Here is a 25,030-nt window from a genome sequence, read left to right as displayed (position 1 = left end):
TACATACCTCAAATTTGAGGAGCGAAGGAGGGAATAAAACATACCACTATTTGACGAACCGAATTACGAATTTGACCATACATCCGCTTCAAGTCGCCTTTTCGAAGTCGGGAAGATGTTCCCTCCGGAAGACCACCTCGAACGGCTTGCCAAATACAAGAGGATGCGAAAGCTGTTCGAAGGAAAGCACTGGGAAGTTTTAGATCGAGCTTCTTCTATATATCAGAACCACTTGAAAAAGCAACAATTAAACACGTTGTATATGGCCTGTAACATGCTCGGTATTCTAACTTCGAAACCTAGCGACCTCATGTTTGGTAATCCACCGATCTACGAAGTTAGTAAGGATTCCAATTCTAATGAGCAAGAGATATTGAATTCAATTGTAGAACGAAACCGACTAAACTTACTTGGTCGAGAGATTACTGCTGGTTCTGGATATCGTGGTGATTCTTTTATCAAGGCTTATTTTGACTATAGAGATGATGTTTCCGAACTTCCCTACGTTCCTAGTTCGATCAAAATGGAGCCTATAATCTCAGCCCAAGACCCAAGTACAGTCTTTCCAGAATTGGCAAGAGGAAGCCGAAAGCGATTCAAAGCCGTAAATATCGCCTATATCGAATGGATTTCGAAGGGGAAAACAGAGATACCGATCCTGAATGTGGAACGACATATACCCGGTTTCATTGAGTATAGTCGGTTCAGGTTATCTTCGAACGGACCCGAAGGATATTCGACTCAATACGGTATTGGTATCACTACCTATACGATTGAAGAGAAGATTCCAACGGGTAGAGAAGAAGATCTTGTTGAGACAAGTATCCCCCATATCCTCATCTACCATGTTCCACATCAAACTACTGATGAAAACTGGGAAGGTCGTGGAACTGTTGAGATGATCGAAGATCTCGTTGCAGGGGTGAACGATAGACTTGTCCAGATTGACTACATCCTATATAAGCATTCCGATCCGAACATGTATGGTCCTGATCTAGCCGATTCAAAAGAAATGTCTTCTGGTGGCATCTATATACCTGTAAGGAAAGATGAGATACCTCCAGCCTACATGGTGTGGAATAGTCAGCTTGAAGGTGCTTTCCGAGAACTTGAATTACTTCTTTCAATGATCTATCAAGTAGCTGAGACACCTCAGTGGCTTTTTGGACAAACTGTAAGCCATACAGGGGGGACAGGGACAAGTCATACAGATCAATCTAGTATCAAAGCTAGATTCATGCCGATTCTATCGAAGGTGCAACGGATACGAGACCATGTAGATTATGCTTTCCGATCTGCCTTACGAGATGCTTTGCAATTAGCTAATCGAGGGAATGTCGAGATGGGCGGATTTCAGTCGGTCGAAGCAACACTGCCAAAAATACGTTGGAATGATGGGCTTCCGAAAGATGAGAAAGAGATGGCTGAGGTCATGCAAATTCGTACAGGTGCTAAGGCTACTATTGATGTTCTTTCAGCTATCAAGCAATTGGATAGTATAGATGATTCCGCAGCAGAAGAAATAATCTCCAGGATTAAAGACGAAGAGGAAGAAGCTCTCACTGTTCAATCGACTGTGTTTAATGAAGAGACCTCGCATGTTACAGACGATAGGGGGTCAGAGGTAGATGGCAAAGTATCTGACGATTGAAGGACGACAAGTTCCCGAACCTAACTTTGATCGTGATGTGGAACGTTTGATGGGTGTATATAAAAGGGCCTATTGGAATATAAAACTGGAACTGCATCGTGTCGATTTGATTGATTTTCAGCGATCCAGTTTAATTGCGGCTATGAAAAAAATAGAAGAGATCCTAAATGATCTTGATCAGTTTGTTATAAATTGGGTTTCTACTACCATACCAGCAGTAGCCCGACAAGGTGTGGCATCTGTATTAGTTGAGTTAGGAGCTTCTAGTTCGTTTAAGGAAGCATTGCGAGTCGCTACCTTTAACAGAACGAATAAGAGTATGGTTGATCTATTTGTTTCAGATACCTCTACAGACGTACTGGAAGTCTCAAGGAACGTCAGACAACGAGTCAGGAACACCATGCGTAAAGTTTCAGGAGAAGTCATGAGAAATAACATGGCACGAGGCATCAACGGTCAAGATACACAGAGTCGGATGATCTTACAACGATTACGAAAAGAGTTATCGGACTCAGTTAAAACAGGAATCATAGATGCTGGTGGTCGTCGATGGAAGCCCGAAGACTACGTTGATATGCTGACTAGGACGAAGTATTCCGAGATGTATCGGATAGCAAAGACCAATGAAGCTATGGCTAGAGAAGCTTACTATGGCATTATTTCTGGTGGTCCTGCGAAAGATGCATGTAGATTCCATATCGGAAGGATCATCAAATTAACCCCCGAAGCTCCTGGAGATTACCCCACATATGAAGATTTGAAAGCATCTAATCAGATCTTCCATCCCCGCTGTGTTCATCACTTTACCACCTTTTCGAAGATCGAACGATTATCCGAAGGTGTACGACAAATTGCGGAGAAACAGAGTAAGCGAGGGGTGATAGCAGTTGATTCAGGGAAACGGAATCCGATTATAGATGAATAAAAGCATCCGCTCAATAAGAGAACGAATGCTGTGATAATCACCTTTTATTAACTCGTTTATTTTTTAAGTTTGATCATCAATACACGTTGATTCATATCTAAGCCTGCTTGTATATCACGTTGGATGATTTCTTTCAATACATCAGTATCAAAATCATCATTCATATACCCCAACTCTTCAAAACCTAATTTCTTATATAATTCAATCGACCAAAATGCATTCTTAAATGTCGTAAGTGTGTACCCCAGAATACCATTTTTATTACCTGATTCAATGTAAGTGGAGAGAAGGGTTTGACCAACCCCCTTTCTCTGATAAAGAGTGGATACCCCTACTTCTTCAAGATGAAGATAAGGTCCATTTTGAAAATAGCTGATATATCCCATGACATTGCCTTCATCGTTTTCAGCAACAAGAACCGTAGTTTCCTTGAGTAACTGTTCTAGATCTTGCAATGTCCGAGCTGTAACATCCTTCATATCAAATCCTGATTGATGATATAAAGTTGTTGCTGAGATTTCCGTATGATAAAGGGCATCTAAGTCTTGCGCATCCGAACCTCTTATGTGAATATTCATAAAAATAGTCCTCCTTTCTCTTTTTATCATGTTGTTTCCTTAATAGGATGGGAGCCGTTCCACTAGTAGTTTTTTTAATAATTTCCACTTGAATAGACTACCTGCCATTGATAGAGCATTACGAAAGTAGCTACTGCGAAGCCAAAGGACATAAGCAAACTAAAGGTTGTAGAAGACATCTTCTTGGCAACAGGATCACGTCTTGCAACTAAGTAGGTGTCCAAGCAGACCAAGCTTGTAATTGCTAGGAGAAGGATGAATAATATCCAGACCCAATCGGGTCGGTCGTGTGGAGGATAGTCCTTCAATAATGTATTACCTGTAATCATGATGGTAGGAATCAACAGAAAGATCGATGAGATTTGAAAGATAGCTCGATTTTTTTTGCTCAAAGTGTATTCCTCGCTTATGGATGATGGGTTAGTTACGTCACTATTTATGCATAACACAGATAATTATAATCGCTAGAGTCTTGGAATTTCTAGCGATTTTTTATTGCCTACTCATGGGCATCTAACACATGAGGACATAACGTCAACTGACGGTAAAAGGAGAATTGTTTATATGGATCAAAACGAAATTCAGGAATCAGACGTACAGTCAGAGAAGAAAATTAAAACTCTGAGGGAGGATGAAGTCAACGAGATTGTTCGTAACAGAGTAAACAAAGTTAAAGAAAAATATTCCGATTATAATGATCTCAAATCTCAACTTGAAAAGCTTATTGACGAAAGAAAGATGCAGGAAGAAGCGGAAATGACCGAACTAGATCGGTTGAAGAAAAATCTAGGTGAAAAAGATGAAGTGGTTTCTTCTCTGCAAAAAGAACTTGAATCAATTCAGGAGCAGGCTCGAAAGCAGCGAGTTCAAATGACTTTCCGAGAGAAAGCCCATCAAGCAGGGATTGAGTTTGTTACAGATGCCTATCTTTTAGCAGATCTTTCTTCTGTAAGTGTAGAGGGAGATGAAATTCGAGGGATTGATGAAATCGTTAGTAAGTTAGTTGAAGAAAAGCCGTTCCTCATGGCTTCGAAACCAAAACAAAAACCGATCGGAGGACCATCAAATCATGAGCTAGACAAACATGATAAAAAAACGAATGAAGATCTTTTGAAGGCAGCCTTTGAAACAGCAAGGAGTTCAGGCCGCCTAGAAGACCGTGTTGCTTATGCAACCTTAAAACGAGAGTTAGGAAGATAGTGGAGACCATAGAGGTCTTTTTTGTTTGACCAAATTTGAAAGGAATGATCATGTAAATGTCATTTGGTAAAGTTTTTTCTACCGATCTGATCGGTAAAAGAGAATCGGTGGTTGATGAGCTTCTTTTGTTGAATCCTCATCAGACACCAATGCTAAATTTAGTAGGATTCGCCTCCCCTATTGGAAACGTTGAGCATAACTGGTTTGAAGACGAACTTTTTGGAGACGAATCTACAGTAATGGGTGCGCGGACAGCCGAAGATACTTCGATTGTTGTAGTAGACGTTGAACCTTTTCGTACTGGTCACGTAGTCAAGGTTGGTCAAGAGTTGATGCTTGTTACATCTGTCGACGTAGCAAATAAGACTATTTCAGTCGTTCGTAGCTATGCAGGAACAGCCGCTATTGCGATCACAGACGGTTCAAAAATAGAAGTCATGTTCGTGGAAGGTGACGAGGGCCGCGATGCACGTCAAGCTCGCTATAAGCCGAGAAAACGTGTGTCCAATATCACACAGATCTTCGATGACACCGTAGAAATCACGGGTACGACACTAGCGATCAATCAGTATGGGATCGACAACCTGTATGAGTCCGAAAAGCAAAAGAAGTTGTTAGAGTTGGCTCTACATTTAGAGAAAGCGATTATCAACGGCTTGAAATATGAGAACGGTACGAAACGTCTTATGCGGGGTATTCGTTCGTTTGTTGAGACTAACATCGTCGACGGTTCGACAGTTGGTACAGGTACTATTACCTATGATTCCGTGTTAACTGAGTCGTTCCGAAAGATCTACGAATCTGGTGGTATGGAATCTGGCGGTCGATATGTAATCATGGTCGGTGCTAGACAGAAAACAGGTCTCTCTAACTTTGACCGAGATAAGATTCGTCTTACTCGTCAAGAGAACACTCGTGGTCAAGTAGTCGATCATTGGATTTCTGATTTCGGTGCTGCTGAAATTGTTTTGAACAACAACCTTGCACCGGATGAGCTTATGGTACTCGATGCCAACCGGATCAAAATCAGACCACTACAGGGCCGTGAGTTTGCGCATGAATTGTTAGGCAAAGTGGGGGACCGTCTTGCAGGAATGCTTGTAGGAGAGTATACTCTAGAGTTTTTCCAAGAGAAAGCTCATTCACGTATCGTAGGATTGAAATAGTGAGGTGGGGTAACTTTTTGTTACCTCATCTTTTTTATTGGAAAGGAGAGTTTTATGGCAGAGTTTGAGAGTATGTATTCCGAACTAACGTTTTTTGTAGGAGATGAACCTCGGTACTTTTCAAGAGGTAGGTATGTTACGAAGAATAAAGATGAGATTCAAGCACTATCAAGTTTGGCACATGTAACCCGAGTAGATAGAGAATCTGAGGGGGAGACATCGGCTACTCGGACACGACGAAAAAGCTCCACTAAGTAGGACTTTATAAATATAAAAAACGAGCACTAGATTTACTAGACACTCGTTTTTTATTCTAATAGAAACGTCCAATTCCTATTAGGTGATTAACTTATTATAAGAATCATAAGGGTATTTCAATTTTATTGCAAGATTTTTTTAATCTATTAAACAGAGGTGAGACTGTAGTGGCTACAATTCAAGAAGCGGATCAGTACATCTCTACGAACGTGATCGACAACACTGACTGGGTCGAAGCAGAACCAGAGAAAAAGCAACGAATCCTAAACGTGTCACATCGAACACTCACACGAAAATACCCGAGGTATCAGATTCCAGATCCGGCCATCTTTGAACTTGCTTCTACTCTCGCCACTGTGTTTAATGATACGAACAAGCTCCAAAATCAAGGAGTCGCAGGCTTTGCTATTACAGGTGTTGGTAGTTTTACTTTTAAGGAAAACAACGTGAGAAATGCAGCAGGCTTGTCCCTAGAGGATTTCATTACTCAAGAAGTTAGAAGCCTTGTCGGAGAAGCGAATGGAATCGAACTAGGCTCACGTAATGTAAAAGTGGTGGTCATGTAATGGCGATTATACCTTTACGTCAGATCATTAAAGTCAGCCGATCAAGTGGAAAGCTGGACGAGTGGGGTAATCCGATCCCTATTGAACCATTTTCGATTAGGTGTCGGGCGGATGAAGGTTCATTTGTAGTTGAGGATACAGGTGGAAAAGTGGTTGTCAGTAGCCTAAAGGTTTTACTCGACAAACTTGCAGATATTCGATATGACGATGAGATCGAATACACCAACGAGATAGGAATCACTATCAAACGTGCTCCTAAAAGAGTAAATGTGAAAAGAGACTATGTAGGTAAGCCCGTACTGACGGAGGTATTTCTATGAAGTTGGAAGTAGACGATCATGAGTTTCAGTTAAAGATGAGAAAGATTGACGAGCAAGTACTTGAAGAACTGATTGATGCTATGAACGATGCTGTAGACGATCTAGTTCGAATCTCATCCAGTATCGCACCTATCGACAAAGGAATTCTTAGAAAATCATCTGATCGACAAGTGAAGCAATCGGCAGATGGAATTCAAGGCGAAGTGTCCTATCAAGCTGTAGAACAATCTCCGAATTATGGGAGATTCGATTATGCAATCTGGACGCACGAGTATATGACTGGGCTTGGTCCACGGTCTCAGGCATCTCCCGGAACGGATGGTTATGTTGTAGGAAGAAAATATTTAACTCGTCCACTACAGGGTGAGTCTCCTAAGTATGTAAAGTGGTTTCAAGAAGCACTAGAGAAGGGAGTGGATGGTTAATTCGAATACAAGATCTAATTAGATATCTTAAATCGTTTGCGAACTTCGTGTACTATCCATTCCTCTTTCCGACGACTAGTGAAGATGAATGTTGTGTAGTATCCATTCATTCAGGGATGCCCGAAGACCAATACACAAGAGTCCAATATCCAAGTTTCCAGTTGTTGATTCGAGGGAAGCCAAATGCATTAAAAGAAACAGAAGATAGAGCTTATCAACTATATAAAGTACTATCAAACAAAACAAATCAGACCATAGGAGACTCTTCTGTCGTAGTAATACGGTCAGAAAGTAGTTCTCCTATTTTTTTAGGAACCGATGAAGCGAACCGTCCGATCTTCTCTTTGAACTTCGGAATGGTGGTTCGTCCATAGGCTCCTTTTCTATTTCAAGGGAGGTTAAAAATGGCTAATACAACGATTAACGTGTCGATTGGCCCTGCAATTGTCGAGTTCGGAAAGACAAATACTACCGTATTTGACGTTACCAAGGGCGGAATTCAATTTCAGATGTCCACATCTATCCAAGAGATCAAAGTCGATCAGTATGGAGAAACCCCAGTGAAAACGATTATGAAAGGACGAAATGCCACGGTAACGGTTCCTTTTGTTATTCAAGACTTAGAGAAGATTTCAAAGGTCATGCCGAACTCAGCTTTCACTCAGTCGGATGGAAAACTTCGACTAAACGTAAAAGCGAATTCGGGTTTCGATATGTTGTCAATTGCTGACCAGTTGATTATCAAACCAACCGCACCTGGGACGACACCGAACGACTACATTACGATCCCACTGGCAGGACCTACCGCGGATATTGAATATACCTATGATAACGATAATGAACGGATTGCAAAAATCACCTTCCAAGCATATCCAGACTCAGAAGGTCTATTGTTTATTATGGGCGACTCCAGTGTGTCGAATGGAGCATAATCTGACTCCTCAAATTTGAGGAGTGAACCCCACAAACTTTGAGAGGGGATCTATATGTTTTCGATCAAACGAGAGAATGAATTGAAGCTCGGAGATAGGCGAGTTCGAATCGAAAAGATCACACCGAAGAAGTGGCGTGAACTTTTTGGTGTTGTAGACATTCTTCCCAACATAATTATCAAACTTGTTCAAGTACCACCCGATCAGTTTGTGACCTATTTCCTCTCGGCCTTAGAGTTTGGGATGGATGAAGTTATCGAGGTTACTTCGAAGCTGACAGGTATTGAAAAGACATATCTAGAGGATCATGTTGGACTAGACGAGATTATTGAATACTTCCGAAGGATGGTTGAGAAGAACAACCTTGTTTCAACAGCAAAAAACATCAAAAGCCTTCTACCGATTCCGAAAGATTCGAACGAGTAGAGGGCTTAACTATTGATCAAATGCTTATAAACCTTTCAGTCGAACTTGGTGTTTCTCAAAAGGTTCTCGAAGAAGAATACTATATGGTCGATCTTTTCGATCTGATGAAACAGAAACGGAAGAAGGAAGCTCGAAGTCGACTAAATTTACTTACAATAATTCACTCTAAACAGATGGAAGAACAAGACTTTAAGAAATTCGTCCACAGCTTATCCACAGAAGCTGGAATGCAGGAAAAACAGAAGTTTGACCGTGATCGGTTTGAACAGCTTCGAGAAATGATCTGATGAAAAGGGAGGGGATCAAATGAGTGGTTTTAATGCTGGTACGGTTCGGGCTCGTCTGATTCTGGAAAACTCCCAGTTTCGTCGGGGGATGGCACAGGCTCGCCAAGACATGTCAGGTCTGTCTCGTGATGCTATGAATGTTCGAAAATCAGGGCATATGGTACAAGAATCAATGCTTGCTGTTGGTGCAGGAATCATAGGTATTGTCGGAGCTTCCGTTGTTGTTGCTGCACGATTTGAGCAAGAGATGGCTAGGGTCAAGGCGATCTCTGGAGCAACAGAAGAGGAATTTGCTTCACTAACTGCCGAAGCTCAACGACTAGGGGCTACAACAAGTTTTAGTGCTTCGCAGGCGGCACAAGGTATGAGCCTACTTGCAAGTGCTGGATTTAAGACCAACGAGATTATAGGAACAATGCCTGCTTTACTTAATCTTGCTGGAGCTTCGCAACTTGATCTAGCCACATCCGCTGACTACTTGACTTCGATCATGTCAGGTTTTGGGTTCACAGCTAAGGATTCGGGAAAAGCAGTCGATGTTCTGGTTCAGGCCATGAATGATGCAAACACAGAGTTGCCGGATTTAGCCGAAGCAATGAAATATGTGGGTCCCGTGGCTAGTTCGGTCAAGATGGATTTTGAAGATGTCGCCGCCGCGATTGCCTTACTCAGCAACAACGGAATCAAAGGGAGCATGGCAGGGACAGCTATGCGAATGGCTTTGATCCGTCTTGCTTCACCAACCCGAGAAGTAAAAAAAGTCATGGCAGAATTAGGGCTACAGTTTACGGATGCACAGGGGAAGATGAAACCCTTACCGGAGATTATAGATCACCTTAATGATCGGATGAAGCATCTAACCGATTCTCAAAAACTCGATAAGATCGCAACAATCTTCGGTACCGAGTCAGCTACAGCCATTACTTCCCTTATGAAAGCTGGAGGGAAGGCAATCGACGACTTTTCGAATAGACTCGAAAATGCAAATGGAGCAGCAGCCGCTTTCTCGAAGACAGTGAAGGACACGACGGTTGGTGCATGGGATCAATTTCTATCGGCTTTGGAAGCTGTCGGAATTAAATTAGGAACTCAGTTCCTTCCAGAAATCCGGAAGCTTTTGAGTGCTGGAACGGATCTCTTGAATTGGATTGGAGAATTGAATCCGGCCATGATTGAATTCGGTTTGAAAGTTGCCGCAGGAGCAGTTGCACTTACAACCTTAGCATCAGCCTTTCGACTAGTTGGTACTGGAGTAAGAGCTATGCAACTAGCAATGGGTCCGCAGGGTTGGTTGTTACTAGGATTAGGAGCGCTTGCAGGAGCCGTGTGGGGAGCTTCCGATGCTATGGAAGAAGCGGCGAAGGTAGATTTAACCCGTGCTGAATCTCTCCAGAAAGTAGCAGACTCAACTAAGACCCAGATCGACCGTTTCGATGCACTTCGGACAAAGAATAAGCTGTCTAATGATGAGATGCTTCGATTCCTTGACATACAGGCACAGTTAAATGCTGAAACCGACTCGCAAGTAATTAAAGCCTTGCAAGAAGAGATGGATGGTCTAAGGAAGAAATCCGGACTCACTAATGAAGAGTTTAATGAGCTTATCAAATTGAATAGTGACTTGTTATCAAAGATCCCATCTACTGAAACGGCTGTTTCGTCTCTTGGTAATCAATGGGCTAAGACCACGGATGAGATGAAGAAATATAATGCGGAACAAAGGGAAGCAGTTCGCCAAGAATTAATGATCCAAAAAGACAAGGCGGATTCCAAGTCCTCAAGCATTGCAAAAGATCTTGGTGAGTCTGTCGCAAGGATGAAAGAGTTAAATCAACAAGCAGATTACTGGCGTCAACGAAGAACAGAAGCGCTGGATGCCATAAAAGTAAAAGAAGCAGAATTGGCGGAAGCTCGAAAACGTGGAAATTCCGAAGAGATATCGGCAATTGAAGAACAGTTGGCTGCTCAACAAGCAGTATTAGGAAATGCGGATGATCGACTAGCCCTAGCTGCCCAAAAACGTGAAGCCGAAAAGAATGTAACTGACGAACTTTGGAAACAAGTCACTGCTGCTCAATCTCTGTACGATAAAATGATCGCTCTTGAGATGGCAGAAGTCGGTATATCATATCAACGTGGCGAAGGAACTCGGCAGATTGATGAAGCAATCAGCAAAACTCAATCTCTTTTGAGTGAGACAATTCGACTTGCTGATGCTGATGGAGTTCGCAATGACAAAGAACGTGAAGCTATCTCCCTTCTTCAAACTCAGTTGGAAAAGCAGGAAGCGGCACGTCAAAAAGTTCGGGATCTAATCGCAAGTCAAGCAGATCTAAGGCAAGCACTGGCGGCCGCAGGAGTCTCAGCAGAAGATCTAAACCGTATTCTCGGGAAGCCCACGTCAAAAAGTGTAACAGTCGATCCCGGTGGTACTGGGAAGCAAACTGCTGATGCCTTGCACATGAATGCATCAAAACAGGCAACGAAGCCCGTTGATATAACAGATCCAAGATACACTCTTCAAAAGATTATCTCTGACATTCGAAAAGGCGAGACCAAACCTGTAACAGCCCAAGTTGAAAATAGGAAGTCATTTTTAGCGGATCTGACAAGCCGAGTAACGAAGTTCGTATCGGTTGTCTGGTCATGGGTCGGTGGAAGTCCCGATAGCAAGCGACATAGTGGTGGTACTGTCCACGAGCTACCGAAGTTCCACTCAGGCGGATCACCTAACTTTTCGATTACATCCGCGCCAAAATTTGATGAGGTAGATGTGAGATTGCTTCGTAATGAGATGGTTCTGACGCAGGCACAACAGGCGAATCTCTTCCGGATGATACAGACGTTTAGTTATGAAAAAGCAGATCAGTTCAAAGAAACACGTAATCCAACGATTGAATCAGTCAGAAGTGTAGTGATTCAGATCGGTTCGATGGTAGTTCGTGAGGAAGCTGACATCAAAAAGATAAGTGAAGAACTAGACCGACTCGCTCGCCAAAAATCAAGGAGTAGGGGGGAATACTGATAGGTATACGAGGTTTTAAATTTGCAGGTAAACATAGCTCTGAATTTCATATTCTTGTGACCAACATCTCAAGATCTATACTGCCACCTCTTACCGAGAAAACCGTCAATGTCCCCTCTAGGGCTGGCGGTTATTTTTTTGGTACAGAGATTGGTATGCGTGAATTTCAAGTTGATATAACTATCTCGGGTAAGACGGATACGGAGATGATGGAGAAGTTTCGTGAGATAGGTGTTTGGCTACGTTCGGATGAAGAACAGGAGCTTATTTTTGATGTGGAACCGACAAAGACGTATTTTGCATATCTAACAGGATCAACCGATTTACAAACAGTAGGTACTACAGGTTTTTCAACATTACGATTCCTCTGCCCTGATCCGTATTCTTATGGCCCACTCATTGAATCTCCAGTGATTACCTCGTCTCCTGTTGAAGTGAAAGTTGAAGGAAAAGAAAAAACCTATCCTGTCATAGTAGCCAATTTCAAAGAGAATTCCACTTATTTCTCTCTAGCTACAAAAGACCAGTATATACATATTGGCAACCCAGAAGGACTAGATCAGATAACGATACCACCAGAGGAAAAGTTGATTGATGATGAGATGCTTTCAACCTCGGGATGGACAAGCTTTACTAACATAGACGAGGGTAGTGTCGGGGGAGTTATTACCCCTGATGACTGGTCTTTCGTGGCTTCGGATTATGGAAAGGGATCAGAGTGGCACGGTCCTGCATTGCAAAAGATGTCTACAACCTCCGCGAAACATTTTCGACTTGAAGCAATCGTAGGTTTCTATTCTGTGTCCCAAATGGAGATGGGACGGATTGAGTTCTATCTATTAGATACGAACGGAGGGGTTGTCGGAAAACTAGCTCTGATGGATGCATGGGTAGGAAGCGAATCCACGAAGATTGAAGCTAGAGCAGGGACGAGGGATGACGGTCACTATTTTGCAAACACAGTAGGTAGCATGTCCTACAAGAAAAAGACCACATATGTAAAGAAAAAAGTCCGTGGTCGAACGAAAACGGTTGCCCAAACTCAAACGGAAGAGTACGGTCAGTACTCGGATTTCTACGGGAAGATCACCATCGAACGAATAGGTCCCGTATGGAGAGCGCAACTGATTCGGTTGAGTAAGTTTTTCGGTCTTGAGGTTGCGAGTTCTCGTGTAGAATTCCGATGGGTGAATCCAGATATAGACGATTACAATGAACCAGTATCCGGAGTTGCGATTCACTTCGGACAACATAGTAGTTATCAAGTTGTTCCATCTATGTATTGTTCTCAACTAACCCTAAAGAAGATTAATCCCATTACAACCATAGCGGTTCCAGAAATCATAGAAGCAGGGGACGAAGTGGTTATTGATTGTGAAGTAGGAAGTATCTATAAAAACGGAACCGTGTGGTTGAGTGAGCTGAACATGGGATCACAATATCTCTCTCTAGAAGGAGACGTTGTTAATAATCTAGCATATCAACCAGCAGATAAATGTGAACTGAAAATATATCATCGAGGACGGTATCTCTGATATGGTCTTTTTTTCGTTGTAAAGGGGGATTGCGATGATCTATGTACTAGACGTAACTGAACGAATTGTAGCTACACTCGGGGATGGTGGACAATCAAGCCTTTCATATTGGAACGACCGTCATCGCGAAAACCTGTATGATGTTCTTTCTACATATGAGTTTGAGACCGATTCCACTCATCCAAACTCTCTATTTCTAGTGGCCGAGAACTTTATTGCCAGAAGAGATTTCGACAACAACATCATTCTATTCAAAATAAAACGTGTTGAAGAGAACCAAAGTGAAGGAAAGTATATCAAAAAGGTATATTGTGAAAATGCAGCTACTAGTGAATTATTAACTGATATAATCCGACCGAGAATACTTTCAGGATACACAGCTTCACAAGCTCTTGACTATATACTCAATGGATCTCAATGGGAGAAGGGGGAAGTGTCATTTGTAGGAGCCGAGACTATTGAATTTAAAGACTATGAGACAGCCCTTCAAGGTCTTCATTTACTCAAGAAAAAGTTTTCAGCAGAGTTTTACTTCACGATTGAGATGAAGAATAACCGAATTAATAAGCGATACGTACACTTCATTGACCGTCGTGGAAAACGTACAGGGAAGCGGTTCGAGTACGAAAGAGACATCCAAGGTCTTAGACGAATTGAAGACTCGTCCGAGCTTGTGACCGCCCTGATCGCACTTGGTCCCGAAAAAGATGGGAAGAGAATGACAATCCAACCCGTCAACAATGGTATCGATTGGATTGGGGATAACGAAGCAAGAGATCGTTGGAGTCATTCAGGGAAACATCTCTTCGGAGTATTTGAATCTGACACTGCCACGAGTCCTAGAGCATTGAAAGATCAAGCATTAAAAGAGCTAGAACGAAGAAAGAAGCCTTTATATAGTTATGAGGTTGATGTTATTCTACTTGAACACGTTGCAGGTTATGCCCATAAATCTGTTAGACTCGGTGACGGACTTGATACCATAGACCGAGCCATAATCCCCGAAATATACCTTTCTTCGAGGATCATTGAACTGATTCGATCCTATACAGATCCGACTCAAGACTCCTGTATTCTTGGTGAACATATCCCTCAATTTATATCCATCCCTTCGAAAATATCCGAACTACAACAAAACTTACGAAATAAAGCAATAGAGAATATCATCGAAACTGCGAGACGTATCGGGACCCACTTTCGAATACGTACCCCCCGATCCGAAGACACTGGTGATTTCCACAATGATGTCAAAGGGTACGGTATACATCTTCGGGTGAGTGAACCGATTCATTTAGGCACTACGATACTAATAAGTGATTCAGATAATGTGTTAGGAACTATTTCTCTTTATGCAGAGGCTACGAATTCCATAATATCTAGTCGATCTGTTCTTCTGAAAAAGGGAGAGAATCTAGTAGACCTAGACCTACAAGTTCCGGATGTCGGGGATTACTGGATCGGCGTAGATGGCGGTTGGATTGGTGGCATGGTCAAGAGATTCGAGAACAAATCCGTTCAATATCCGATTGATGCTGGAAGTCTTTTGATAACGGGTGCAGGACAGAGGGATGGAATCAATGATAGTGATCATTATTATTATTTTGCTGATCTCAGTGCGAAGGGATTAAACATTGAAGGGGATCTTCCTTCATCTTTCACGTTACCAGGAGAAAATATTTCGGGATCTATACAGGTTTCTAATGACCACAAAATTGTTGTGCTAAATGGTGAAGGGAATCGTGTTATCGATGCGAATTCGGATGACTTAGGTGTAAAAAAAATCATCGCAGGCGAAGTCGTTAGTTCTTCTGTAGTTTCTGCTAGTAAAAAGAACAGAACGATCCATATCCATTGCTCTGATGGAAGCGACGAAACAGGGAACGGAACACCAGAGAAGCCATTTCGTTCGATCCAGACAGTTATCGATGCTTTACCGAAGTACAATGAAGGTTTTGTCGAACTGAAAATTTCTGGAACAAATACAACAGAAGACCTTTCGCTATATGGCTTCTTTGGCCCAGGAGTTATACGTTTGGACTTTACACCATCTTTTGAATTGATGGGGACTTTAACAGTACTTAATTGTACATCAGAAGTAAACATATTTAACCTTACTGTCAACCGAAAGCCTGGTGAATTTAAGACACCTGTTCTTGTTTCTAGAAGCTTGTATGTATATTTCAAATACTTAAAAACGTATTCAGATTATGAAGCAATTTATGGAATTCATATGAACGACAACTCTATGGTTTTCTTGCATAAATGTGAGTTTTGGGGAGCTAAAGAGTATGCAATTCTGGCAGGGTATGCATCTCAAATTGTGGTCATAGATGCAATCGGTGGCTCGCTTGGATCAAACAAATCTGATGATGAAAAACGTCCCGATTGTTCTGTAGGAGCTTTTTTTGGTGCTACAGTTTCCATAGACGGGACTATCCCAGTTGGAAAAGTTCTTACTCGAACAGGAAACAGTGGTGAAATCCGAAATGCTCCGTCAAGTGGGAGTGCAGGTGGTACTGAAATTCCAACTCCACCACCGCAGACAGTCAAGGAATATACAGATACCTTTTCTTCAACATCTTCAAAATCATGGCGTACAAAGTATGGATGGAGATCGGACAACTCCTATGTTTATCAAGGTTCGTATGGCTACGGAAACCACATGGGACTCTGGTTCTTCAATGACGCATCTATCCGATCTACTCTTTCCTCTTCCAAAGAAATTACCTCTATTCGGTTACGTGTATCTCGTCGATCCGAGGGCGGAAACTCTTCTTCTAATACTCCTACTTTTCGAACCCACAACTATTCTAGTCCACCGAAAGGAGAACCTGATCTATCAAGTTCAACATCTCCGACAGGATTTAAATGGGGAGACGACAAGTGGGTTACACTTCCTACCTCGTGGGGAGAGTCCTTGAAAGATGGAGATGCAAAAGGTATCGCGATATTTGAAAAGGATGGCTCTCCATATATGATTTTCAATGGCTCCGCAACTCTAGAAATCAAGTACAAGAAATAGGAGGATGCATATGACATATACTCTCCTCATTTTTGAGGGCAGTGGCCTTGTATTCGATCGAATAGATAATATTTCATCGCCCGAATGGTCAGCCGATCCAGACGGGTCTTTTCATGTTTCATGGACAAACGGATCACTAGGAAAATTTGATATGGATTTCTGTTTAATCAAATCTATTGATCTAGACGGAATGGTAGAGATCGAAAAGGGTACGAATGCGGATCTTGTTCTTTTGAAATCATTAGACAAAAAATCCGAGCTTCGAAAGGTAGATCAATCAAAGGAAAGTGTTATTGCACTCCAAGCTATAGCAGAACTATACGAATCGCTTGTCAAAAAAGGAGTGATCTAGTGGGGTGATTCCGAACGTGGTCGAAGTGTACGTAATTCTGATTATTAGGGGCTACAAAAAAATAGATGATGTACCCGAAAGGTTGCAACAAGAAGTGAAGACAGCTTTGATCCTTCTTGGGTACATAGAATTGGTGGAGAGAGCTTAAAAAGGCTCTCTTTTTCTTATGTAGAGGGGGTGATTTCATCGCCACAATAGACAACGAGATTCTACTAGGTCGTGTCGATTATGTAGAGAAAGAACACGAAAAGATTCGGAAAGACTTATCAAGTTTAAGGAATCAGATCAGTGAAGTAGGTAGCGAAGCTTCCGATGCAGTTCTTCGAGTCAACAAGCTCGAGAGACGTATGGATGAGATCAGAAAGACAGTAGATGAAGTGAAAACAGAAGTAAAAGCATTCGGGCCACGTCAGGAGACATTTCTCCAGAATACGTGGTCCTTAGTTTTTAACCTTGTCCGAATCGTCGGGGCTTTAATCGTAATCCTCGGAGCGATCATCGGGATCAAGCTGGCAATTCCAATTTTCAACTAGGAGGAAATATCTATCAATATTCAACAAAAAATCATCCCATCTAGTAACAGACGAAATAGACCCCAAACCAAACGTACTCCAAAATACATTACGATCCATGAAACGGATAACACAAGACGTGGAGCCAATGCTAAAGCTCATGCGAATTTACAATATCGAGGGAATGATAGAACGGCTAGCTGGCACTATAGTGTCGATGAAAACGAGATCTGGCAAAGTGTCCCTGATAACGAAATAGCTTGGGCATGTACCGATGGTGCTAATGGAACAGGAAATCGCTTTTCTATTAGCATCGAAATTTGCGTAAATGCAGATGGTAACTTCTCGAAAGCTCAAGAGAATGCGAAAGAACTTGTTCGTCACCTCATGAAGAAGTGGAGCATTCCATTGTCCAATGTCGTACCCCATAGTCGCTGGACAAAAAAGAATTGTCCACGAAATATCCTTCGTAATTGGGATTCATGGGTGCGATCAATCGGTTCTTCTTCGACTGTTTCCACTTCTTCAACATCTTCAAGCCAACCGTCTTATATGGACACAAACTTTAGTCGTAATATGCGTCTACGATCTCCAATGATGAGAGGAAATGATGTAAAACGAGTGCAACACAAAATTGGAGCCAAAGTAGATGGCATTTTCGGCAGGGAAACGAGGGCTAAGGTTATCGCTTATCAGAAAGCCCGTAAGTTAGCGGCAGATGGAATAGTCGGAGTTAAAACTTGGCGCTCCATGTTTTGGTAGGACGGTTAGTAACGAGGGGAGGTGAAAATGCATATGTCATACAAAGATATCTTGAGTCGTTTAACAAATAAAACAACCCTGTTGTTGTTAGGATCGTTAGTGATCGGGCTTTTAGTAAACCTCGGAGCAATCGATGCTGTAGCCGTTCAAAAACACACGGATACTATTAACATAGTGATTGGTATTCTGTGTGCGGTCGGAATTGTTCGTGATCCTAATCCAGTTCCAACACCTGATTCGGACAAAAATAAAATTATCGAATAGAAATCGAAAGGACCCTGTGCATATTCGCATGGGGTCCGTTTTTTTGTATATGTAGTGGTGTAGCCTACTGCATGTGTACGACATCACTTGTATGGAGGAAATATTCCGCCCAGTAGGCTACATTTTTGATTATATCAAAGTCTGAAAACCTCAGCAAATAGTAATTGACCAGTAAATTGAGAGAGTGATATATTCAGATCATATCGAAAAAGCTCGGAATGTGGCGCATCCCAAGCTTTTCGTTGAACGTTTCTTTGGCAAGAATCGTTCGAATATCTGCCCTTGGATTGCACTCTAAGGAACAGAAGGTCATTCAGCACACAAACAGTAGAATCAATTTAGCAAAGTTTCTTCTGTTTGATACTCGTATTATATTTATGAGATGAGAAAGTTGTCAACAGTAACAGCCTATTTAGGTATGTTAATAAGTTGACTATGAAATCTTTCTTAAAATAAATGTCTTTTTTTGACGACCTTCTGCGCTTAGGTAATTACATGGGCTATTCAGGAGGTTTTTTCGTATGCAAATAAAGACAACTAGATTAGACGAACATATCATTCACAAGTTGGGTCTACAAGTATTTGATTCAGTAAAATCAAAGGACTTATATGTTGATACGGTAGTAAAATATACGGATCTTCTACCATGTGAGATTGATGTACTATATACCATCTCTCGCTACTCTACGAAAGTACCTGGTGTTTGTTGGGCCACAGTTCCTACGATGTTGAAGGACAAGCATGTCAAAGTGAAGGAGCGGGCTTTTCGTAAAGGAATCAAAGGGTTGAAAGAGAAAGGGATCATCATTGTTCACGAAACTCGCCGGATGCATGCAGGAGGAAAGGGAACGAATATATACCAGTTTAACCTAGAATACATATCATCTTTAGAATCGAAGGAAGAACCTATGCAGGTCGAAAATGCAGGTCGTGTGCAGGTCGAAGATGCAGGTCGAGAGATTGGCGAAACCCCTTGTCCTACCTTGGGCGAACCTACTAATTTCGAGGCTAAAGAATCTTTTAATAAATCATTAACAAATCTATCTAATATAAATAAAGCTATTAGCAATATACCTGAACATAAAGTGTCAGATGATAGTATTTACGAAACAGAAAAAGAAAAATACTGCTTGGCAAGTGGAGTTCCACAAGATGTTGTATATGAGTTGAAACCTTTCTTTCAGACTGATGAAATTATCTCTCTATGGAAGTCTATTAAAGGTGCTCTAAGAAATGTAGGAGAACACTATGAGCTTCATGTACAGGAAGTGGTTCAGGCAATTCGTAAGTCAGTAGCTAAGTTCAAGCGTAAAGAGATCCGTACAACCTTTGGAGCGAATCTAGTTGGCACTCTGAAGGGCATGATATCCGACAAATATCAAGCACTAGAGGACTCCTTTATTGAACGAGAGATGGAAGAACGTAGGGCTTTCTATGGGATTTCTAGTGGTGTAAATCCTATATCTCAAGGTGGTTTTTGCTAAAGAACACTTTGTATAAATAAGTATAAAAAAATATACAATTTACCCTATTTACATATTTAAAAATCCGCGATATTGTTTCACTATCGGGTTTTTAATATAGATAAATATACTTTTTTATATTAAAGTATATAAAAGGAGATAATTAGTATGGAGAAGATGATCTCATATGCCTATCAACAAAAGCAGACAAAAGTTTTAGGATTTGAAGTAGCCAATTCTTATGTCAAAGGGCGTAGTTCTATCGGTAGAATATGTTATCTGAATGCAGTGAGGGAACGTTTGAAAGGAGAAGAAGTTTTTGGACGAAGATCGAAAAAATCCGAAGATCTTATATTTGGTTACGGAGATTCTTTTTATACAGTAGGGGACCCGATGGAATCGGTATTTTCGACAGCTCGGGATATTGACCGTTACTCCAATCACTTCTACAAATTATCTTCTATTCTAGCTATCACTCAATTAGTAGATGATGGAGACCAAATAAAAGTGACCACGGGTGTCCCTGCTAATCATTACAAGAACGAACAAGTATCTCGGTATATACAGCAGGCATTGTTGGGATCACACCGAGTAGTAGTCAATGGTGGAATTCGGCGATTTGAAATTTCTGACGTTGAGATAATCCTCCAACCATTGGGAACGTTATTCAATCTGATGGTGAATGATGACGGGTCATATACAGAAAACGGACATGATATCGAAACTTCTCGGAGAAAGCTTATCGTTGATGTCGGGTTTGGCTCTACTGATGTGGCCGTTCTTGATGGGATGACATTATTAAGGTATTTCACTCTTAATTACTCGATGGTGGACGCCTATAAAAGGATTCTGCTTGAATTGGGTCTAACAAATCAACTCAAACCCCTTGAGATTGAACAACCACTTCTCTCTGGTGATAGTATCCGATACGGGGGAAGAATATTCGAAAAGCCACAGGTAGATGAAGTGAAACGAAAAGCCTTCGAAATATTAGCGCAACAGATCATGGGAAGTTTGAAGGGAATGGAGTCATTAGATAGTTTTGACTATGTTATCTTTACGGGTGGTGGGGTAGAAGCTTTGTATGAGCCACTAAAAAGCCACTTGATTGGTGTTCCAAATGCAGTTAAAGTAAGTGATAGCCAAAGTGCAAATTCCGAGGGATACTATTTGTATAGTCTTTATACATAGTATCGGGGGTGTTACGATGTCTGTAGATGATAAACCAATTCATATCAAGCTAGAGATTACAATGAAAGATGATCCAGAACTTTATGAGTTTCTAAAGAAGCATGACATACCACTAAAGTGGTTTGCAATGACGGCCATGTATCGGTACAAGAACGAAAGCAAATATATAATGTCTCGTGATACTGTTCGGGTTTCCAATGACGAAAACAAAGTGATCACAGAGGTAGTAGATACAAGTCAACCACTACCTATAAAGAAATTTGATAAGTTTTAAACAGTTATGATAAAAGTGTTATGAACCAGTCATGGTCATAGCACTCTTTTTGTTAACCAAATTAAATATTGAAAATTATATATACTTAGGTATAAAATTATGTGATTAATGATTTAAAGGAGAAATAATATGCATACTCGGATTAATATTCAAAAACTACTTTTTCGGTTCGGTTTCGGTGTGTTAATAGTGGGCTTTCTCGCAGGCATTATTTTGGCAAATGTATCAGTAGTGACACCAAGTCTAGTACTCCCGGAATTGGGCCCCACAACAAAATCTAAATTCGTGTGGTCCATAGCTCTGATGTGGTGGATAGGATCTGCAGTGGGTGGAGGAATATTATTGGGGATTTCGCAACTGATCGAAAATCAAATGGAACATACTGAACAGCTACGAAAAAGCCAAAGCCGATCCTTTTAGGGGTCGGTTTATTTTTCTTACTATTCTTTTAGATTCCTCCACATTGCGATCACAATAGGAAGCAAAAATAATGCCTGACCAAGAATAGCGATGGGGATAAGAATGACTGTATGAGTTGCCATGCCCAATAGAATCAAAAGTGGCAATAGGATTCCTATAGCTAGTCCTTTGCGACTAAGAAATTTGGAAAAGATTATGAGAGTGACCAAGAATAAAATTGCAGCTACTCCCGCGCATAAATTTAATTTGAAATCGGAAGACATTATATGTACCGCCAATCTTCGTTTATTTATCTCAATTATTGTCTCGTCAGTCCTTCTTAATACGCTTTTATATGTTAGGAGGGGATATATTTGAACAAAAATTATGTATCTATCCAAACCGAACGGGAATTCGAACTCGTCGGTGGAGAGCAAAAATAAAACCAAGGATCTTTCTTAAAATGTATGTTGATGCGGTCCATGACGGACTTGTTAGCTCTCTCGGTCCCGAACTATGGTAGACCCTTTGTGGAATTGCAGCCTTTATGGACGAAGAAGGACGTTGCTATCCGTCACAGTCACTATTAGCTCAACGGCTAGGAATATCCAGACAAACGGTGGGAGAGCGATTGAAGAGGTTAGAAAACTTCCAGTGGAAAGGGCAGTCGATTATTAAAAGGGTTAAGCGTCGGGGCAAGAATCAGAAGTTCGACAATACGATCTATACCATCATGCCTGTGTCCAGTCTAGAGATCTTTTAACCGTGTTAATTACACCCGTGTCAGATCAAGCCGACACCGTTCAGCCTTACACTAACAATAACTAACTTGTAACAATAACTAAACATAACTAGATAAAAGATTGCGATGTCAAAAAAAAGATTAGACATCGCGATTTTTTATGTCCTCTTTTTGATACCTCATGCGCTTAGAGAAGAGATTATTAAAGGAGACGATCTATGAAAAAGAAACCGACTATTACTTGGAGAGAGAAGGCTATCGAAAAATGGAATGCAACGACCTTCCGTCAATACCTATCAGATCAACACGAAGAGCGATTTGGCATTCCGTATGTTTGTAACAGCATCCCTATGGAAGCAAAGAATATTCGCAGAATGATTGACACTTATGGTCCCGAAATAACAAAGACTTTTATTGACGAATGCATACGTCAACATAGCCCAAGTCATCAATACCCAGGCATCTCGTTTTGGTTCATGTTTGCTTATAAACGTGAAAGTATTCTTCCTAAAGTACTGAAAGCACATCAAGATAAAAGCGAAGAACTAACTACTCAAACGATGTCTATAGAAGAAGCAACTGATTGGTTCTAGGAGGTATAACATGGACAGCAACAAAACAAACGAACAAAACTGTATTATTTCCACACTCTGCACCATAGCAGGTGTTAAAGGGAAATGTCATGTGCTTTGTCCTCATTGGATCACGATCCATGGAGCTACTGGAGAAGGTGGTAGACTCTTTGCTGCTAACATTCCACGTCAATACATGCATACGACATTGGCAAATTCACCTGTAGAAGAATCGCAACCCGAAGCTTATGCAGTCATTGAAAAATATGTTGAGTCATTTAAGAAAATGTTTGATACTGCTTTACCTGAAAAGGATCGAATCAAATCACTCTACCTGTGTTCACACATCACTGGAACAGGAAAGACGACAACAGCAATTGCGATTGGAAACGAATATCTCAAGTATCAGTATGTTGGTAGCATTAAGAGAGGACTGAAACCGAAGAGACGGCCTGTCTATTTCATGAGCATGAATGAATTACAAACGTTATATAGCGAAGCTACTAGACCAAACGTACCGAAAGAAATTGCAGAAAGGGCAAGTGGTAGATACTACGAAAACGTAGAGTCAATGAAGAATGTTGATCTCTTAGTGTTCGATGATATTGGTCTTAGGAGTTCAACAGAAGCCTTTACTTCGGATATTCATAGCATAATTAACTATCGAAATACAATGATCAAACCGACAGTCTATACCTCAAACATCCCTCTTCAAGACATAGGAAGTATGTACTCTAAACAAATATGGGATCGCACCCGTGATATGTGTCTAGAAATTGCATTCAGTGGTGAATCGAAGAGGGGATTCCGTCGATAGGAGGTGGTCAAATGAGCCGAGCAGGAGAAAAGCTATTATCCAAGATATTAGATCTACAAGATGCACAAGCGATTAAGCGGTTTAATCTTAGAGATCATCATTTCAGCACGACATCTGAAAGAGAAGCTTTACGTTTCATTCAAGATTATGCTGATAGAAATAAGGGGCAAACACCTGACTATCTTACCGTAGTAGAGGAAACAGGTTTGTTGTACGAACCGACATCAGATACATACGAGTACCTAGTCAGCCAAGTCAAAGAGTTCTCACTCGGGGTACGAACCCATGAGTGGCTACAAAAAGAAGTAGCTCCGAAGTTTAGTAGTTCATCGAATTCCGAACGAACCAAGTTTCTTGAATGGTTGAGGGAGGAAGCAGATCACCTACTTAACGAACATAGTAATCGTACTAGTGTCGGAACCAACTTGAAACGAGACGTTGATAAGTTTCTACAGGAATACCAACGGCGTAAGGATGGCGACAGTTTCCGAGTTTGGAAAAGTAGGTTCGACACCATTAATCAAGAGATCGGAGGTTATGCATCTTCTTCACTTATTGTATGGTTCGGACGATCAGGTCGAGGAAAATCGATGGTTACGACTTCCGAAGTAGTATCGGCTGCTCAACAGGGGGCCACCGTTTTAGTTTGGGGCATGGAGATGACCGTATATGAGATCCTAGCGCGTATCCTTTCTATTGTATCTGCTGATCAAGGAGTATTTTCTACCAATTACAATGGACAAGTGCTACATGCTGGATTTCGAAATAAGGATCTTCTTCTAGGTTCGCTACATGATGAACAAGCTTTACAGGGATTTTTAGAAAAACTCAACAATAGTATTTCAGGAACAATCATAGTTAGAGGGATTGATGACGAGGATTTTATGGATCGAGGAATTCGAACTTTAGAACACGATATTATTACAACGAAGGCAGACGTGGTACTCGTTGATCCATTCTATTATTTAGATTATTTACCCGGAGATGGTACAACGGGGGGAGCAGCGGCACAAACTTCGAAGAAGTTACGTCATTTGGCAGGAAGGACGAGAACCGTAATACATGCAATTACTCAAGCCGAAGAAACATCGGCAGAAATGGACGAGTCGGGTACTCGTTCTATCCGACCACCTCGACGATCCGAAGTGAAAAAGACAAAACAACTTCTCGAAGACAGTACCTTATTAATCGGTGTAGACACACTAGCTATGCAAGGAGAAGGCATCATCCAGCTTGGCAAGGGACGTAACGGTGGAGAGGGTGTGGAAGTTGATCTCATTTATCTACCAGGGCTCGGAATTATTACAGAGGTTCCTACCGGAGAAAATGTAGCCAATCAATTTCTGGATAATTTCTAGGTGGTGGA

General features: G+C 41.3%; 30 protein-coding genes and 1 pseudogene. 29 read left to right on the top strand and 2 right to left on the bottom strand.

The window, feature by feature from the left end; genetic code table 11:
- The first annotated feature begins 163 nt into the window (after window positions 1-163).
- A complete protein-coding gene (locus tag BT147_RS09025) occupies window positions 164-1,651 on the top strand; it encodes a phage portal protein (protein WP_286119283.1) in 1,488 nt (495 codons plus the stop codon).
- Window positions 1,629-2,576, top strand: coding sequence for a phage minor capsid protein (locus BT147_RS09020; RefSeq protein WP_072333934.1), 948 nt, complete (start codon window positions 1,629-1,631; stop codon window positions 2,574-2,576). Before BT147_RS09025 ends, BT147_RS09020 begins: the two co-directional genes overlap by 23 nt.
- Window positions 2,577-2,632: 56 nt before the next feature.
- Here the strand turns inward: BT147_RS09020 and BT147_RS09015 are convergent, their stop codons facing one another.
- Window positions 2,633-3,154, bottom strand: a complete 522-nt coding sequence (locus BT147_RS09015; protein ID WP_072333932.1) for a GNAT family N-acetyltransferase — start codon at window positions 3,152-3,154, stop codon at window positions 2,633-2,635.
- Between the two features lie 74 nt (window positions 3,155-3,228).
- The gene (locus BT147_RS09010; protein WP_072333929.1) at window positions 3,229-3,546 is read right to left on the bottom strand and encodes a hypothetical protein; all 318 of its coding nucleotides are present in this window, start codon (window positions 3,544-3,546) and stop codon (window positions 3,229-3,231) included.
- A 172-nt stretch (window positions 3,547-3,718) separates the two neighbouring features.
- On the opposite strand from BT147_RS09010, the gene BT147_RS09005 reads away from it, so the two are divergent.
- The 27 genes and pseudogenes from BT147_RS09005 to BT147_RS08880 all read left to right on the top strand — a co-directional run bounded on the left by BT147_RS09005 (window position 3,719) and on the right by BT147_RS08880 (window position 25,022).
- On the top strand, window positions 3,719-4,354 hold the full coding sequence (locus BT147_RS09005; RefSeq protein WP_072333926.1) for a phage scaffolding protein: 636 nt from the start codon (window positions 3,719-3,721) through the stop codon (window positions 4,352-4,354).
- Between the two features lie 56 nt (window positions 4,355-4,410).
- Window positions 4,411-5,520 carry an SU10 major capsid protein gene (locus BT147_RS09000; protein ID WP_072333923.1) on the top strand — a complete coding sequence of 370 codons (1,110 nt, stop codon included), beginning with the start codon at window positions 4,411-4,413 and terminating at the stop codon, window positions 5,518-5,520.
- Window positions 5,521-5,574: 54 nt separating this feature from the next.
- On the top strand, window positions 5,575-5,778 hold the full coding sequence (locus BT147_RS08995; protein WP_072333921.1) for a hypothetical protein: 204 nt from the start codon (window positions 5,575-5,577) through the stop codon (window positions 5,776-5,778).
- 167 nt (window positions 5,779-5,945) lie between these two features.
- Window positions 5,946-6,344 (top strand): hypothetical protein, encoded by a 399-nt coding sequence (locus BT147_RS08990; RefSeq protein ID WP_072333918.1) that lies wholly within the window; start codon window positions 5,946-5,948, stop codon window positions 6,342-6,344.
- Entirely contained in the window at window positions 6,344-6,664 is a 321-nt protein-coding gene (locus tag BT147_RS08985; protein ID WP_072333915.1) for a hypothetical protein, read from the top strand. The genes BT147_RS08990 and BT147_RS08985 overlap by 1 nt, the downstream gene beginning before the upstream one ends.
- Window positions 6,661-7,089 carry an HK97 gp10 family phage protein gene (locus tag BT147_RS08980; protein WP_072333912.1) on the top strand — a complete coding sequence of 143 codons (429 nt, stop codon included), beginning with the start codon at window positions 6,661-6,663 and terminating at the stop codon, window positions 7,087-7,089. Before BT147_RS08985 ends, BT147_RS08980 begins: the two co-directional genes overlap by 4 nt.
- A gap of 47 nt (window positions 7,090-7,136) precedes the next feature.
- Complete coding sequence (locus BT147_RS08975; protein ID WP_143187963.1) at window positions 7,137-7,463, top strand: minor capsid protein; 327 nt, start codon at window positions 7,137-7,139, stop codon at window positions 7,461-7,463.
- Between the two features lie 30 nt (window positions 7,464-7,493).
- The gene (locus BT147_RS08970; RefSeq protein WP_072333909.1) at window positions 7,494-8,021 is read left to right on the top strand and encodes a hypothetical protein; all 528 of its coding nucleotides are present in this window, start codon (window positions 7,494-7,496) and stop codon (window positions 8,019-8,021) included.
- A gap of 54 nt (window positions 8,022-8,075) precedes the next feature.
- Entirely contained in the window at window positions 8,076-8,447 is a 372-nt protein-coding gene (locus tag BT147_RS08965) for a hypothetical protein (RefSeq protein ID WP_083426479.1), read from the top strand.
- 83 nt (window positions 8,448-8,530) lie between these two features.
- Complete coding sequence (locus BT147_RS08960; RefSeq protein ID WP_143187962.1) at window positions 8,531-8,734, top strand: hypothetical protein; 204 nt, start codon at window positions 8,531-8,533, stop codon at window positions 8,732-8,734.
- 19 nt (window positions 8,735-8,753) lie between these two features.
- Entirely contained in the window at window positions 8,754-11,759 is a 3,006-nt protein-coding gene (locus BT147_RS08955; protein ID WP_072333901.1) for a phage tail tape measure protein, read from the top strand.
- Window positions 11,753-13,294, top strand: coding sequence for a distal tail protein Dit (locus BT147_RS08950; protein WP_083426478.1), 1,542 nt, complete (start codon window positions 11,753-11,755; stop codon window positions 13,292-13,294). Before BT147_RS08955 ends, BT147_RS08950 begins: the two co-directional genes overlap by 7 nt.
- 34 nt (window positions 13,295-13,328) lie before the next feature.
- Window positions 13,329-16,316, top strand: a complete 2,988-nt coding sequence (locus BT147_RS08945) for a phage tail spike protein (protein WP_072333895.1) — start codon at window positions 13,329-13,331, stop codon at window positions 16,314-16,316.
- A 10-nt stretch (window positions 16,317-16,326) separates the two neighbouring features.
- Complete coding sequence (locus BT147_RS08940; RefSeq protein ID WP_072333893.1) at window positions 16,327-16,668, top strand: hypothetical protein; 342 nt, start codon at window positions 16,327-16,329, stop codon at window positions 16,666-16,668.
- A gap of 4 nt (window positions 16,669-16,672) precedes the next feature.
- Window positions 16,673-16,816 carry a CD1375 family protein gene (locus tag BT147_RS15995; protein ID WP_353640710.1) on the top strand — a complete coding sequence of 48 codons (144 nt, stop codon included), beginning with the start codon at window positions 16,673-16,675 and terminating at the stop codon, window positions 16,814-16,816.
- 199 nt (window positions 16,817-17,015) lie between these two features.
- Window positions 17,016-17,201 (top strand): hypothetical protein, encoded by a 186-nt coding sequence (locus BT147_RS08935; protein WP_072333891.1) that lies wholly within the window; start codon window positions 17,016-17,018, stop codon window positions 17,199-17,201.
- A gap of 6 nt (window positions 17,202-17,207) precedes the next feature.
- A complete protein-coding gene (locus BT147_RS15860) occupies window positions 17,208-17,942 on the top strand; it encodes a peptidoglycan recognition protein family protein (protein WP_143187967.1) in 735 nt (244 codons plus the stop codon).
- Between the two features lie 33 nt (window positions 17,943-17,975).
- The gene (locus tag BT147_RS08925) at window positions 17,976-18,206 is read left to right on the top strand and encodes a hypothetical protein (RefSeq protein WP_072333886.1); all 231 of its coding nucleotides are present in this window, start codon (window positions 17,976-17,978) and stop codon (window positions 18,204-18,206) included.
- A 521-nt stretch (window positions 18,207-18,727) separates the two neighbouring features.
- Window positions 18,728-19,690, top strand: a complete 963-nt coding sequence (locus BT147_RS08920; protein WP_072333883.1) for a hypothetical protein — start codon at window positions 18,728-18,730, stop codon at window positions 19,688-19,690.
- A 147-nt stretch (window positions 19,691-19,837) separates the two neighbouring features.
- The gene (locus BT147_RS08915; protein ID WP_072333880.1) at window positions 19,838-20,860 is read left to right on the top strand and encodes a ParM/StbA family protein; all 1,023 of its coding nucleotides are present in this window, start codon (window positions 19,838-19,840) and stop codon (window positions 20,858-20,860) included.
- 16 nt (window positions 20,861-20,876) lie between these two features.
- Window positions 20,877-21,134 (top strand): hypothetical protein, encoded by a 258-nt coding sequence (locus BT147_RS08910; protein ID WP_072333875.1) that lies wholly within the window; start codon window positions 20,877-20,879, stop codon window positions 21,132-21,134.
- A 129-nt stretch (window positions 21,135-21,263) separates the two neighbouring features.
- Window positions 21,264-21,554 (top strand): hypothetical protein, encoded by a 291-nt coding sequence (locus tag BT147_RS08905; RefSeq protein ID WP_072333872.1) that lies wholly within the window; start codon window positions 21,264-21,266, stop codon window positions 21,552-21,554.
- 526 nt (window positions 21,555-22,080) lie between these two features.
- Window positions 22,081-22,149 (top strand): annotated as a pseudogene (locus BT147_RS15855) (helix-turn-helix domain-containing protein); the annotation flags it as partial.
- 15 nt (window positions 22,150-22,164) lie between these two features.
- Window positions 22,165-22,296: a hypothetical protein gene (locus BT147_RS15850; protein WP_286119295.1), complete on the top strand. Its 132-nt coding sequence runs from the start codon at window positions 22,165-22,167 to the stop codon at window positions 22,294-22,296.
- 197 nt (window positions 22,297-22,493) lie between these two features.
- Window positions 22,494-22,868 carry a hypothetical protein gene (locus BT147_RS08890; RefSeq protein WP_072333866.1) on the top strand — a complete coding sequence of 125 codons (375 nt, stop codon included), beginning with the start codon at window positions 22,494-22,496 and terminating at the stop codon, window positions 22,866-22,868.
- A gap of 10 nt (window positions 22,869-22,878) precedes the next feature.
- Window positions 22,879-23,664, top strand: a complete 786-nt coding sequence (locus BT147_RS08885) for a P-loop NTPase family protein (RefSeq protein ID WP_072333862.1) — start codon at window positions 22,879-22,881, stop codon at window positions 23,662-23,664.
- Between the two features lie 11 nt (window positions 23,665-23,675).
- Entirely contained in the window at window positions 23,676-25,022 is a 1,347-nt protein-coding gene (locus BT147_RS08880) for a P-loop NTPase family protein (protein WP_072333859.1), read from the top strand.
- Window positions 25,023-25,030: the final 8 nt, after the last annotated feature.

This window comes from Thermoactinomyces sp. DSM 45891 (assembly GCF_900119485.1).
Lineage (GTDB): Bacteria > Bacillota > Bacilli > Thermoactinomycetales > Thermoactinomycetaceae > Baia.
Note: the sequence above shows the minus strand (reverse complement) of the source record. Positions and strands in the feature narration are given on the sequence as shown.

What these genes read in the sequence shown, in the direction of transcription:
- BT147_RS09005 (WP_072333926.1), top strand. Translation starts at nt 3,719, where the DNA reads ATGGATCAAAACGAAATTCAGGAATCAGACGTACAGTCAGAGAAGAAA.
- BT147_RS08880 (WP_072333859.1), top strand. Translation starts at nt 23,676, where the DNA reads ATGAGCCGAGCAGGAGAAAAGCTATTATCCAAGATATTAGATCTACAA.
- BT147_RS08980 (WP_072333912.1), top strand. Translation starts at nt 6,661, where the DNA reads ATGAAGTTGGAAGTAGACGATCATGAGTTTCAGTTAAAGATGAGAAAG.
- BT147_RS09015 (WP_072333932.1), bottom strand. Translation starts at nt 3,154, where the DNA reads ATGAATATTCACATAAGAGGTTCGGATGCGCAAGACTTAGATGCCCTT.
- BT147_RS08890 (WP_072333866.1), top strand. Translation starts at nt 22,494, where the DNA reads ATGAAAAAGAAACCGACTATTACTTGGAGAGAGAAGGCTATCGAAAAA.
- BT147_RS09025 (WP_286119283.1), top strand. Translation starts at nt 164, where the DNA reads ATGCGAAAGCTGTTCGAAGGAAAGCACTGGGAAGTTTTAGATCGAGCT.
- BT147_RS08920 (WP_072333883.1), top strand. Translation starts at nt 18,728, where the DNA reads ATGCAAATAAAGACAACTAGATTAGACGAACATATCATTCACAAGTTG.
- BT147_RS08910 (WP_072333875.1), top strand. Translation starts at nt 20,877, where the DNA reads ATGTCTGTAGATGATAAACCAATTCATATCAAGCTAGAGATTACAATG.
- BT147_RS09020 (WP_072333934.1), top strand. Translation starts at nt 1,629, where the DNA reads ATGGCAAAGTATCTGACGATTGAAGGACGACAAGTTCCCGAACCTAAC.
- BT147_RS09000 (WP_072333923.1), top strand. Translation starts at nt 4,411, where the DNA reads ATGTCATTTGGTAAAGTTTTTTCTACCGATCTGATCGGTAAAAGAGAA.
- BT147_RS08945 (WP_072333895.1), top strand. Translation starts at nt 13,329, where the DNA reads ATGATCTATGTACTAGACGTAACTGAACGAATTGTAGCTACACTCGGG.
- BT147_RS08985 (WP_072333915.1), top strand. Translation starts at nt 6,344, where the DNA reads ATGGCGATTATACCTTTACGTCAGATCATTAAAGTCAGCCGATCAAGT.
- BT147_RS08925 (WP_072333886.1), top strand. Translation starts at nt 17,976, where the DNA reads ATGTCATACAAAGATATCTTGAGTCGTTTAACAAATAAAACAACCCTG.
- BT147_RS08960 (WP_143187962.1), top strand. Translation starts at nt 8,531, where the DNA reads ATGGTCGATCTTTTCGATCTGATGAAACAGAAACGGAAGAAGGAAGCT.
- BT147_RS08965 (WP_083426479.1), top strand. Translation starts at nt 8,076, where the DNA reads ATGTTTTCGATCAAACGAGAGAATGAATTGAAGCTCGGAGATAGGCGA.
- BT147_RS08915 (WP_072333880.1), top strand. Translation starts at nt 19,838, where the DNA reads ATGGAGAAGATGATCTCATATGCCTATCAACAAAAGCAGACAAAAGTT.
- BT147_RS08970 (WP_072333909.1), top strand. Translation starts at nt 7,494, where the DNA reads ATGGCTAATACAACGATTAACGTGTCGATTGGCCCTGCAATTGTCGAG.
- BT147_RS08955 (WP_072333901.1), top strand. Translation starts at nt 8,754, where the DNA reads ATGAGTGGTTTTAATGCTGGTACGGTTCGGGCTCGTCTGATTCTGGAA.
- BT147_RS08995 (WP_072333921.1), top strand. Translation starts at nt 5,575, where the DNA reads ATGGCAGAGTTTGAGAGTATGTATTCCGAACTAACGTTTTTTGTAGGA.
- BT147_RS08905 (WP_072333872.1), top strand. Translation starts at nt 21,264, where the DNA reads ATGCATACTCGGATTAATATTCAAAAACTACTTTTTCGGTTCGGTTTC.
- BT147_RS08885 (WP_072333862.1), top strand. Translation starts at nt 22,879, where the DNA reads ATGGACAGCAACAAAACAAACGAACAAAACTGTATTATTTCCACACTC.
- BT147_RS08935 (WP_072333891.1), top strand. Translation starts at nt 17,016, where the DNA reads ATGGATGAGATCAGAAAGACAGTAGATGAAGTGAAAACAGAAGTAAAA.
- BT147_RS08940 (WP_072333893.1), top strand. Translation starts at nt 16,327, where the DNA reads ATGACATATACTCTCCTCATTTTTGAGGGCAGTGGCCTTGTATTCGAT.